This window comes from Methylophaga sp. UBA2513 (assembly GCF_002341285.1).
Lineage (GTDB): Bacteria > Pseudomonadota > Gammaproteobacteria > Nitrosococcales > Methylophagaceae > Methylophaga > Methylophaga marina.
In genome coordinates, this window is the sequence record NZ_DDNT01000017.1 from 1 (window position 1) to 11,816 (window position 11,816).

General features: G+C 43.4%; 14 protein-coding genes. 10 read left to right on the forward strand and 4 right to left on the reverse strand.

Going from position 1 to position 11,816, the window contains the following annotated elements; translation table 11 throughout:
• The first annotated feature begins 203 nt into the window (after positions 1-203).
• The gene (locus tag B3V56_RS10380; RefSeq protein ID WP_289284257.1) at positions 204-1,211 is read left to right on the forward strand and encodes an MDR family oxidoreductase; all 1,008 of its coding nucleotides are present in this window, start codon (positions 204-206) and stop codon (positions 1,209-1,211) included.
• A gap of 286 nt (positions 1,212-1,497) precedes the next feature.
• Positions 1,498-1,974 carry a hypothetical protein gene (locus B3V56_RS10385; protein WP_289282630.1) on the forward strand — a complete coding sequence of 159 codons (477 nt, stop codon included), beginning with the start codon at positions 1,498-1,500 and terminating at the stop codon, positions 1,972-1,974.
• On the opposite strand, the gene B3V56_RS10390 is transcribed toward B3V56_RS10385, so the two are convergent.
• Positions 1,971-2,624, reverse strand: coding sequence for a class I SAM-dependent methyltransferase (locus tag B3V56_RS10390; protein WP_289282631.1), 654 nt, complete (start codon positions 2,622-2,624; stop codon positions 1,971-1,973). The two genes, B3V56_RS10385 and B3V56_RS10390, sit on opposite strands and share 4 nt — an antisense overlap.
• 231 nt (positions 2,625-2,855) lie before the next feature.
• On the reverse strand, positions 2,856-3,110 hold the full coding sequence (locus B3V56_RS10395; protein WP_289282632.1) for a hypothetical protein: 255 nt from the start codon (positions 3,108-3,110) through the stop codon (positions 2,856-2,858).
• 229 nt (positions 3,111-3,339) lie between these two features.
• Here B3V56_RS10395 and B3V56_RS10400 point away from each other — a divergent pair, with 229 nt between their 5' ends.
• Positions 3,340-3,708 (forward strand): YidH family protein, encoded by a 369-nt coding sequence (locus B3V56_RS10400; protein WP_289282633.1) that lies wholly within the window; start codon positions 3,340-3,342, stop codon positions 3,706-3,708.
• Positions 3,695-4,204: a hypothetical protein gene (locus B3V56_RS10405; RefSeq protein WP_289282634.1), complete on the forward strand. Its 510-nt coding sequence runs from the start codon at positions 3,695-3,697 to the stop codon at positions 4,202-4,204. The genes B3V56_RS10400 and B3V56_RS10405 overlap by 14 nt, the downstream gene beginning before the upstream one ends.
• Before the next feature lie 101 nt (positions 4,205-4,305).
• Here B3V56_RS10405 and B3V56_RS10410 read toward each other — a convergent pair whose 3' ends face one another.
• Positions 4,306-4,770: a pyridoxamine 5'-phosphate oxidase family protein gene (locus tag B3V56_RS10410; RefSeq protein ID WP_007146429.1), complete on the reverse strand. Its 465-nt coding sequence runs from the start codon at positions 4,768-4,770 to the stop codon at positions 4,306-4,308.
• 686 nt (positions 4,771-5,456) lie between these two features.
• Here B3V56_RS10410 and B3V56_RS10415 point away from each other — a divergent pair.
• The 6 genes from B3V56_RS10415 (at position 5,457) to B3V56_RS10440 (ending at position 11,332) form a co-directional block, all read left to right on the forward strand.
• Positions 5,457-5,807, forward strand: coding sequence for a metalloregulator ArsR/SmtB family transcription factor (locus B3V56_RS10415; protein WP_289284258.1), 351 nt, complete (start codon positions 5,457-5,459; stop codon positions 5,805-5,807).
• Positions 5,808-5,829: 22 nt separating this feature from the next.
• Complete coding sequence (locus B3V56_RS10420) at positions 5,830-6,333, forward strand: cyclin-dependent kinase inhibitor 3 family protein (protein ID WP_289282636.1); 504 nt, start codon at positions 5,830-5,832, stop codon at positions 6,331-6,333.
• A 2-nt stretch (positions 6,334-6,335) separates the two neighbouring features.
• Positions 6,336-7,346 (forward strand): ArsJ-associated glyceraldehyde-3-phosphate dehydrogenase, encoded by a 1,011-nt coding sequence (locus tag B3V56_RS10425; RefSeq protein WP_289284259.1) that lies wholly within the window; start codon positions 6,336-6,338, stop codon positions 7,344-7,346.
• 6 nt (positions 7,347-7,352) lie between these two features.
• Complete coding sequence (gene arsJ / locus B3V56_RS10430) at positions 7,353-8,582, forward strand: organoarsenical effux MFS transporter ArsJ (RefSeq protein ID WP_289282638.1); 1,230 nt, start codon at positions 7,353-7,355, stop codon at positions 8,580-8,582.
• 200 nt (positions 8,583-8,782) lie between these two features.
• Positions 8,783-9,871 carry an alkene reductase gene (locus B3V56_RS10435; protein ID WP_289282639.1) on the forward strand — a complete coding sequence of 363 codons (1,089 nt, stop codon included), beginning with the start codon at positions 8,783-8,785 and terminating at the stop codon, positions 9,869-9,871.
• A gap of 51 nt (positions 9,872-9,922) precedes the next feature.
• Positions 9,923-11,332, forward strand: coding sequence for an NAD-dependent succinate-semialdehyde dehydrogenase (locus tag B3V56_RS10440; protein WP_289284260.1), 1,410 nt, complete (start codon positions 9,923-9,925; stop codon positions 11,330-11,332).
• An 85-nt stretch (positions 11,333-11,417) separates the two neighbouring features.
• On the opposite strand, the gene B3V56_RS10445 is transcribed toward B3V56_RS10440, so the two are convergent.
• Complete coding sequence (locus B3V56_RS10445; RefSeq protein WP_289284261.1) at positions 11,418-11,807, reverse strand: hypothetical protein; 390 nt, start codon at positions 11,805-11,807, stop codon at positions 11,418-11,420.
• Between the last annotated feature and the right edge of the window lie 9 nt (positions 11,808-11,816).

Genomic DNA, 11,816 nt, shown 5'->3' on the forward strand with positions numbered 1-11,816 from the left:
AATTATTTGTGGGGATAGCTCAGGGTCAGAGTGTTTGATTTAACTTCATCAAGGGAGCCGTCAGTGCCTGACCTCTTGATTACACCCCCTTGATTACATTTTGTTTTCAGGACTGATAGCCCCCGCAGGCGCCTAAGCCATCCTATATAGTTGGCTAATTAAACACGCTACCTAACACAATAAACAAGAGAGAGTTGTCGCTAATGTCTAAAAACACATTTTCAGCCTTGCTAGTAGAGGATAAGGAGTCTCAAGCAAATATTACCAAACTGGAAAATGTGGATGCTTTACCGAATCAAGGTGGGGATCTTCTAATTCGCGTTACCCATTCTAGTTTGAATTACAAAGATGGGCTTGCTGTAACAGGTAAAGGCAAAGTGTTGAGGTCGTTTCCTATCGTTCCAGGAATCGATCTGGCTGGTGTGGTTGAAGATGCCGGTGAGAGCACAAAATTCAAAGCGGGTGACCAGGTTTTTGTCACTGGATGGGGTGTGGGTGAGCAGGTTTCCGGTGGCTATGCCGGGTTTGCCAAAGTTAAACCTGAATGGGCAGAGTTAATACCTGAAGGACTCAGTGCCATGCACTGCATGGCTTTAGGTACCGCTGGTTTTACGGCCATGCTAGCGACATTGTCGCTTGAAGATCACAATGTACTTCCCGACTCTGGACCAGTATTAGTGACAGGTGCCTCTGGCGGGGTGGGGTCCATCGCTATTTCGTTACTTGCCAAACGCCACTATAACGTCGTCGCCTCGACTGGCAGAATCGAAGAACAGGGAGACTATCTAAAGCGTCTTGGCGCATCTGAGATCATTCATAGAGAGGAATTATCGTCGCCAAGTGGCAGACCTCTGGACTCTGAACGTTGGGCTGGCGCGATTGATTCAGTGGGTGGTGAAACCCTCGCTAGTATTCTTCGTCAAACTCAGTACCGGGGCAGCGTTGCCGCCTGTGGTTTAGCCGGTGGAGCCAGTCTGCCGAGTACCGTGCTGCCATTCATACTGCGTGGTGTGAACCTGTTAGGCATTGATTCCGTTATGTGTCCGTCTTGGTTGCGAAAAAGAGCGTGGAGTCGTATGTCAGAAGACATCGATCTGAAGACCTTGGAACAACTGATTCAAGTAATTTCGCTTGATGCGGTTCCCGATGCTGCTCAGCAGATCCTTGCCGGAAAAATTCGTGGCAGAATCGTAGTGGATATGAGCTTGTAAATGCGATGATGCATGCAATAAACGGCGATACCAAAGGCTAACAGCCAGCGCCGTTAATCTCAGTGTTTCCAGGCCAGGATAAACCAAATTTCATAGCGAAATGAGGTCGTTTTCTAATTAACTCCAATGTCGGTTATTAAGCAGTGATGCTTCGTTTGTAGTCATAAATGCGTCAATGTATTTATGGCTAACATCGTCAACAAATTTTAATGAGATAACGCTACACTTAGCTAGATTAGTGGTGCGCAAGCAGTTTAAATATTTGTAATACATTGGAGGTATTTCTATGCTTACTGAACAACAACGGGCTGTTATCCCTCATCAATTATTAGTCTTTAACCTATTGGTTTTTAATCTGCTTATCCCAATAGGTTCATTGTTACTGGGAATGGAATTTTTATTGCTACCCATAGCCAGTGTCTGTTCCTTATCGATCAATTTTTATATTTGGTATCGGTCGAAACATGTTCATCAAACACCGCTGATTAATGCTCACTGGTATATCGTGTGGAAACGCTGTCGTATTGTTTTAATTGCCTACTGTATTTCAATTTCTATCGGTTTGGTGTGTGGACTGATGGCGTCATTTCAACATGACACACAATTACGTTCCATTATGATGATCGCGTTTATACGCATCGCGATTGTGCCTTCATTGCTGGTGGTGACGCCATTACTGATTTCATCAACCATTGCGATGAATAAGGTGAGAAGAGGTAAGCTAAAAGTCGCCGGTGTGGTGCCACAAGAAAGCGGTGTCTAACGTGAGAATCGTAAGATAGAGCCTTTATATTTCTCGCTGAGATAGTCTGTGTGTTCAGGCTTTATGTAATCGCTGGTGAAACCATAAGCTATCATTTCACGATCAAGTTTGTTTTTCCGGCCTCTGTCGGGATCTACCAAAATAACATCACAGTGCTGATTTGCATGGTTATGAATAAAGCTGGCTAAAAGCAGAACGTGCTCATCTTCATAAAGCAGATCGCTACCGATAATTAAATCAAACTTGCCGAGCTGACTGGTGTCATTTGCCCAGTCGACTTGTTCGAAAGCGATGCTTTTACCACTGTTCAGTTCTGTATTGCGATCAAGAAAGTGGCTGACTTGCGGATGGTAGTCTGTGGCGGTGATATCCGCCAGGCGTTCATTGAGTAATAAACTTGATAATGCCATGCCGCAGCCAATTTCAAGAATACGTTTATTTTTAATGTCGTATTTGAGCATATGATTGGCAAGCACTATGCTCGAAGGCCAGACAACGCCAAACAAAGGCCAGGTAGCTGAAGATATACCCATGTCATTGGCTTCACCTTCTGGATCACTAAACTGCTGCTTATCCCGAAGCGTACAAAGGTGGATATCCATATCACCGACCTCAATGGTCTGGTAACGAACACGAATAGGCTTGGTCATCATTTATCCTGAAAAGCAATGGGTGCTTGGTCAGTTATGTGTGATAAATGACAAAACGAGAATGACTCAGAATATAGTATTTTCCGGTAACTGCAAGTTTCTTATTTTAATTCAGTGATCTAGCGATTGTTCGTGTAAGACGATTACTGCACATGAGGTGAAAGTGAGGAGACAATAAAACAAACCCCATGACGCTATGTGTTAAGCGTACACAGGGTTTGTTTGACTGGGTTAATGTTGGGCTTCGATAAGGTGTGACTCTGCATGTTCCAGTGCCAGGTCGTAATCAAATTTCGCACCGGCTTCGATCAGATCGTCTAATTGAGATTTTGCATGTTCTTTGTTGATATGGTCTGAATTAATGACAGCGAGATAGGCGTAGGTGCCTGCCACTTCTTCTGGCGAGTCATGATGTGTGCCGCCACTATCAATTAGTTGAACCACATCGTGTATTGACCGAGCTTCTTTAATTTCAGTTGAAATCATCTCAACCTCCTATTTAATTAGCTGGTTTTTTAGTGAAACGCGATAGCGTTTATGAGTCAAGTTTACGCACTTAGGTTCACCCTTTTTTACAATGCGTGTGTATGAAAATACTGTTCTCAATCTGAAGTGAACTCGAGGTAGAGTGTGCAATTTACTGGTGGTGATTTATGTCGTTAAACGATATGGTTGAGACCTGTTTTTTTAAGTATGAGTGCATGAGCGATTTGATATGTCCTATTTAGATGATCCCAGAGTATTATTTGCGGCAGAACGTACCTTGCTTGCCTGGAACCGTACCAGTCTGGCTTTGATTGCCTTTGGCTTTGTTGTCGAAAGAGCAGGGTTGCTACTCGCTGTCATGCAGGGACAGCAAACACCACACACCACGTCATCAACATTTATTCTGGGGCTGGCGTTTATTCTTCTCGGGGCTGTATGTGCGCTCGTTTCTTCCTATCAATACGGAATCGTGCTGAAACAATTAAGCGAATCAGAAATCCCTGAAGGTTACAAAGCACGTTGGGGAATATTAGCCAATCTTATTGTGGCCATACTCAGCTTGGCTTTAGCCGTTTCCTTATTCAATGTGGCAAGTTAATGAAGCAAGCTACTTCTTATTGCAAGGGCGCTATCCTCGGTCTCATATCAGTGCTTTTTTATGTGGCGACCTCAATGCTAAGAATGTTTGTGGTGAGGAGGAGACGGTTTCTTTTAGCTGCGATATTAAGGCTAAATCAGTTTCAGTGTGTGTCACTAAAGAGGACACATTAGTTTATCGTTATGGCAAACCAAATCAGATTGAGCTCGAACTTCATGCACCAGTGCAATTTAGTTCAACAGCCTATAGTGGCGGTGGCGAAGGGCGTTTACGATTCTCAAATGGACGTTATGACTATATTGTCTATTCCGGCATTACCAATGGCGAATGGTTAGATGCTGAGGCGGGTATCAGAGAGAAGGTGGAGTTAGGCGGTATTTATGTGGTGAAAGACCAGCGTCTTCTGGCTGACCTCAAGTGCACGGCTTATTCAGATAAACATTATATTCATAACTTGCCTGAGCATGAAACAGAGCCCTTTATCTATTACGATTAGTTTTATTTGACCAGTGCGAGTGTGGACCCAGCGTAGTGGCATTAAAAAAGCCCTGCTCAGAGCGAGCAGGGCTTTTTTTATATGGCAGAAAAGTCGTGAGATTAGAGACCGATTTTTTTATGTTCACCCATCATGTCTGGCTCCACTTTGCCATCGGTGAATAGTTTAAATAGGCCTTTAATGCTTGGGTCTGAAATCCATACTTCCGCATCATCTAATTCAAAACGCATCATAAGTAGAGATGGATCCTCACGTCCTTGGTCATACCAGGATGCGGCCATTTTTGACCAGTATTTATCAATCACCGCCTCATCCGTTTCTGGCTTTAATACGCCACGGATGGATGCAAATACTTTGTTATCTTTACTCACAAAAGTCGCTTTCGCTGGTCCGCCTTCTGCTATTCGATTAGTTTTAGTCGTGTAAAACCAGAATTCACTATCGGCATTTTCATCTAATTGCGCTGTCATGGGCTCACTGTGTTGCAGCGAGTGATCCAGCCCGATCATCAGAAAAGGACTGTCACTCATCGCTTTCCACATGGTTTTTCGAATATCGTTACTCATCTATATCTCCTTGACAGTGGTAAATTCAAATTCAACTAAAGATAGCAATGCACATGTTTGTATAGTGTGAAATGCTTTTTATTCATGTCATTTGATTTTGCACACAGCTGCTCTTTAGATGAATCAACGCATTGATCAGTGCGACAACTGACTAAGGCTTTGATTCCAAGAAATGCTTAAATTTTTCAGAGAAGTAACTCACATGAGAAATGGCATTGTTTATGTGAGCTTAATTCTGGCTGCTATGAACAAATAATGTGTTCTGATGATGGAAAATGATATAGAGCCCCAACGCGATATTGATTGTCAGTCAGCATTCAAACTATTCAGTCTCGAACGTTTTCTATTGTGCGTATCAACACCAAGCTATAAGCCACGATTGAGTAGTTCTCTGGGCACTCATTGATGAAATACGTTACCAGTCTCAATATTTTTTAATCATTAAAACTAGGTCTACCTACCCACATATTCAGTAATGTATATAAGAATACGAATATTTATATGCAATATTGCATATGTAAGTCATGACGTATATCAGAGTGGATTTACTATTAGTGTTCAGTTTCAGACTTATTTATTAGGTTTTATCATTTATTTTTGGTATGTCATATTGTTTAAATATATATCGATTACCATATATTAAAAATTCGTTTATTGACCTTAATTAGGTCCAAGCCTGGAATAGAATGATGAGCCCAGTAGATTTTTATAAATGTATCTCCGATGAAACACGTTTACGTTGCATCTTATTGATTTTCAAACAGGAAGAATTATGTGTTTGTGAGTTAACGGAAGCATTAAATGAAATTCAACCAAAAATCTCCAGGCATTTAGCTCAACTCAGAAAATGTGGGCTTATACAGGATAGACGTCAGGGACAGTGGGTGTTTTATCGTATCAGTACTGACCTTCCTCTCTGGATGGTATCTGTCATTTCAACCACCCAGATACATAATCAGCAACTTATCGATGAGGACCTGCAACGATTACAACAAATGTCGGATCGTCCAGATAATCAAAAAAATTGCTGCGGATAACTTTTAAGAACGTCGTTAAATCATGAATACACATCCTATTACTTTTCTTCCCCTGCCTACCGGCGGGCAATTTATCTTTACACCATGTCCTGGCACTAAAGAGACTGACATAGAACAGGCTTTAGACGTTTTATATGATGCGGGAGCAACATCTGTCATAACGGCTTTACCCGATCATGAGATTGTGGACTTAGGTGTGCCTGACTTGGGAATGTTGATCCAGAAGAAGGGGATGCACTGGTTTCAGTTACCCATCGAAGATGATATGTCTCCAGGTGCTCTTTTCTTAACGAGATTTTCTCAGGTCAAAACTGAGCTAATTAAACTGTTAGAGAATGCATCGACCATTGCTATTCATTGTCGTGGTGGTTCGGGTAGAACAGGACTGATCGCCGCCATACTTTTACTGGAGATGGGTATGGAGTGGAAAGAGGTTAAGGAGCTTGTTCAGTCTGTGAGACCCCGTGCTTTAACAGCAACGACACATCTAAATTTCTTAGAAACATACTACGCAATTAAGGATTAAACATGACAATCAAAGTCGGTATTAATGGGTTCGGTCGAATTGGTCGCTTAGCATTACGGGCTGCATTTGATTGGGATGATATTGAGTTTGTTCAGATTAATGATCCTGCTGCAAATGCAGACACATTGGCTCACTTACTCAACTTCGACTCAGTTCAAGGTACTTGGCAGCATGAGGCGATGTCTGAAGATAATGTCATTCACATCAATGGTAAACACATCATCTGTAGTCAGAATAAAAGCATCGCTGATACTGACTGGTCATCCTGTGATGTTGTCATTGAAGCCAGTGGCAAAATGAAAAGCAAGGCCATCCTCCAAGATTATTTGAAACAAGGTGTAAAGCGTGTCGTTGTGACGGCGCCCGTGAAGGAAGAGGGCGTATTAAATGTCGTGATGGGTGTCAATGATGATAGTTATGACAAAAACCAACATCAAATTGTGACAGCCGCTTCCTGCACAACAAACTCTCTTGCGCCTGTGGTTAAAGTTATTCACGATAAGTTAGGTATTAAACATGGCTCTATAACAACCATCCATAACATTACCAATACCCAGACGATCATTGATGCACCGCATAAAGACTTACGTCGCGCACGATCATGTGGCACTAGCTTGATTCCAACAACAACAGGTTCAGCAACGGCGATTACAGAAATTTTTCCTGAGTTAAAAGGGCGTCTTAATGGGCATGCTGTTCGGGTGCCGCTAACCAATGCCTCGCTAACAGACTGTGTGTTTGAGGTTGAGCGTGCAACAACAGCTGATGAAGTCAACCGTTTATTAAAAGAAGCGGCTGATGGAGAGCTGAACGGTATTTTAGGTTATGAACAGCGCCCTCTGGTATCGATAGATTACAAAGGTGACCCGCGTTCAAGCATTGTTGATGCCTTATCCACCATGGTCGTCAATCACACGCAGGTAAAGATTTATGCCTGGTATGACAACGAGTGGGGCTATGCTAACCGTACTGCTGAGTTAGTACGTTTGGTTGGTCGCCAGGATTGGGAGTAATCATCAATGACAGCCTTGGCTAAGCTATCTGACGAGATTCGCCAGTATCTTATTATCACCACAAACTACTGGGCTTTTACCTTAACTGACGGTGCATTACGCATGTTAGTGGTATTGCATTTTTATAGTTTGGGTTACAGCCCGTTGCAGATCGCCATGCTCTTCTTGTTCTACGAGATTTTTGGGGTAATCACTAATCTAGTTGGAGGCTGGCTCGGTGCACATATTGGCCTGAATAAAACGATGAATATCGGGCTACTGCTGCAAGTTGTTGCCTTATCTATGCTACTTGTGCCGAGTGAATGGTTAACTGTTATTTGGGTGATGGCGGCACAGGCCTTATCCGGTGTCGCCAAAGACTTAAATAAAATGAGTGCCAAAAGTGCCATCAAGTTACTGGTGCCAAAAGAGGAAAATGGTCAGCTCTATAAATGGGTTGCTGCCTTAACCGGGTCAAAAAATGCATTAAAAGGGGTCGGCTTTTTTCTCGGAGGCGGGCTGCTCACGCTGATTGGATTTAAAGGGGCGGTCTTAGTGATGGCCCTTGGATTAATGATGGTTTGGATATTTAGTCTGTTTTCTCTTAAACAAGAGCTTGGCAGAGCTAAAAATAAGCCTAAATTTAGTCATGTTTTTTCTAAAAGCCAGTCAGTTAATGTGCTTTCTGCCGCCAGAATGTTTTTGTTTGGCTCACGGGATGTCTGGTTTGTTGTGGCCTTACCTGTTTATTTATCCACCAGCTTTGGTTGGGATCACTGGTATGTAGGCGGTTTTTTGGCTTTATGGGTGATAGGTTACGGCGCGGTACAAGGGTTTACACCTAGATTAACGACCCGCTCTGAAAAAAGACTTCCAGATGGCAAAGATGCCTTGTTTTGGGCGCTCGCCTTAAGTTTAATTCCAGTAATGATCGCAGTCGCACTGACCTATAACTGGCATAAAGAGCTGGTACTGATAGTGGGGCTGATGATCTTTGGTGTTTTATTTGCCATTAATTCAGCTTTGCATAGTTATCTGATTGTCAGTTATGCAGGTGAAGACGGCGTATCACTTGATGTCGGCTTTTATTACATGGCAAATGCCATGGGCAGGTTAATAGGTACGGTGCTTTCAGGCTGGCTCTACCAGTCTTATGGTTTAGGGTTTTGTTTATGGGTGTCTGCTTTATTTATCGTCATAACAGCCGTGATATCACTGTATTTACCCAAACATAAACGAGCAAATGCCAGTATTTAACATCAGAGAACGCACATCATAATGTAGAAGTGTGATCGGGTAAGGATTAAAAGGGACTTTTTATTTTAGAGTGTCGTTTTATAGACGCTCAAGTTTGTCTCTTCACATAGAAAAGACAGTTTCTCTCCTATAGTTAGCCAACGAACTATTTGATGACTTTGTTATCAAACTGATCATCTGGACAACAAAGGAGGAAGTATATGAATGACTTATTCAGTCCTGTGAAGATGGGCTCAGTGGAACTCAAAAACGGCATTTTTATGGCCCCACTGACACGAAACAGAGCCCATGATGATACGGATATCCCCAATGATCTCGCCATCACATACTATTCACAACGTGCCAGTGCTGGTCTCATCATTGCTGAAGGCACGCAAATCAGCAAGATGGGTAAAGGTTATATCAAGACTCCTGGTATTTACTCTGACGAACAAGTAGCAAAATGGAAAGAAATCACGGATGCCGTTCACGACAAAGGTGGAAAGATTTTCTTACAACTCTGGCATGTTGGCCGAATCAGTTATCACTCGGTACTCCCTGAAGGCGAGCAACCTCTAGCCCCATCAGCTATTCGCGCTGAAGCGCAAACATTTGTCGATGGGCAGATGGTGGATGTATCTGAGCCACGAGCCATGACCGCTGATGATATTAATAATCTGATTGAAGAATACAAAACAGCTGCTTGTAATGCAGACAAAGCGGGCTTTGATGGCGTAGAAATTCATGCTGCCAACGGATATCTGTTGAATCAGTTCATCTGTGATAGCAGTAACCAGCGTACCGATAATTATGGTGGTTCCGTTGAGAACCGTATTCGTCTGGTTGATCAGGTGGTTGAGGCTGTGCTTGAAGTGATGGATGCTGGCCGCGTTGGTATTCGATTGTCACCCACTGGAACTTTCAACGATGTTAGTGATAGTGATCCACTCACTACATACAGTGCGCTGATCAAACAGCTTAACGAGCATAAGTTAGCTTATGTCCATATCGTTGAGCGTTTTCCTGGCATTGATGTAAGTAATGAAGACTTATACATCGTTGAGCAGATAATCAAACAGTGGCAGGGCTTTTACATTGCCAATGGTGACTACAATCTGCTGACAGCACAGGATGCGGTGAAAAGCCAACGTGCTAATGCTGTAGCGTTTGGTCGTCAATATATTGCTAACCCGGATCTGGTGGCACGCCTCAAAGCCGGCGCTGCACTGAACACGCCTGATCAAAATACTTTCTATGGTGGTGGTGCTGAAGGCTACACCGATTATCCATTTCTGGAGGATGCTCGTTAATTTTCAATCTGCAATCAACGCAAATTTTCTTACTATCAAAGAGGATAAAACATGACACAAGCAGAATTGAAAACAACCGCTATTTCTCGTCAAACAATTGATACCTATAACCCTGCCACAGAAGAGGTGTATAAAACCTACTATCTGCATACCAAGCAGGAAGCAGAAGCGTTAATTGATGATTCTCATAAAGCCTTTCAGCACTGGAGAGACACCTCACTTGAAGAGCGTGCCAGCATTATCAAAAAAATCGCTGAATTGCTCCGTCGTGACAAAGCTAAATTAGCTCAAATGATGGCTAAACAAATGGGTAAACCCTTAGCACTAGGCGAAGGCGAAGCCGAGCAGTGTGCTGCTATCTGTGAATATACCGCTGAGCATGGCATTGACGCTCTGGCTGATGAAGAGCGTGACATCGCTGTGGGTAAGAAAGGCATTATTACCTATCAGCCTGAAGGCGTGATCTTAGGCATGCAGCCTTGGAATTTCCCGCTTTATCAATGTATTCGCTACAGCATTGCGGTGATTATGGCCGGTAATACGACAGTGTTTAAGCATGATGAGTCCTGCTTTGAAACAGCAGAGGCCATTCAGAAGATTTATGAAGAAGCGGGTTTACCCAAGGGCGTATTTAGCTGCCTATTTGTTGATGGTGAAACGGCAGATGAATTGATTGCTCATCCTCATATTCGGGGTGTGACGTTTACAGGCAGTGCGCGTATCGGTCGACTGATTGCCAAAATTTCTGGTGAGCATCTGAAGAAAAATGTACTGGAACTGGGGGGGAGTGACGCCTATATCGTTTTGAAAGATGCCGATATCGATCTGGCAGTCAAAACCTGCGTTCAGGGCCGTGTCATGAATAGTGGTCAAACCTGTATTGCAGCGAAACGGTTTATTATTGAAGCCCCTGTTTATGAAGAGTTCAGAGATAAATATGTCGCGGCAATGAAGCAACTGACCTTTGGTGACCCAACCAATAGTGATCATGATATGGGACCATTGGCACGTGTTGATCTGCGTGACAAGCTGCATCAGCAGGTTCAGGAGTCGGTGATGAAAGGGGCCACATGCTTATGTGGTGGTGAAGTACCAGATCAAAAAGGTGCCTATTACCCAGCCACGGTATTGGAAAACATCCAAGCTGGTAGTCCGGCGTATGACGATGAGTTATTTGGCCCGGTGGCTGCGTTATTCAAAGTCGCTGATGAAGCTGAAGCCATTGAGCTTGCTAATGACCACCGATATGGCCTTGGTGGCGGCATTTTTTCTAAAAATGAGGAGCGTGCTATACGCATTGCCCGTGAAGAGCTTGATACGGGCATGGTGAACATTAATGGTTACGCTGGTCCTCAAGCCAATATGCCTTTCGGTGGTGTCAAAGAAAGTGGCTATGGACGTGAACACGGTGGCTTTGGTGTAAAAGAATTTGTGAATGTTAAATCGTTATTTGTTGCATAAACCACTGACTGCATCAGATTGAAAGGAATGAATCCCGGACCAGCTTGTTGGTCCGGGATTTTTTTATCACACGATGTTGCTTGAGTTAATGCACAGTGGCTGGTGACCCCACCTCTGATCTTGCTGGTTTTTGAATTAACAGCACCATCGGTAACATGGCGAATGCAGCCAGTCCCGACAAAATAAAGGCATCCTGAAACGCTAACATTGAGGCCTGAGCCATGACTTCATTCGCTAAAACCTTGGCCCCCATCCCAGTGTCAGGAGACAGACCTAAAGGTGCTAAATACTGAGAGACAGCTGGGTTAAAAGGCGTAATCTGCTCTGTCAGAATGGCATAGTGAAGATTGGTTCTGCGAGCAAGCTGCCACCCAATAATGGCGATACCGACTGATGAACCAAGCGAACGCATCACACTATATATGCCAGAAGCTTCATCTTGTTTTTCTGAGGAAATATTCTGTGTAGTGGTCAACTAATTCCG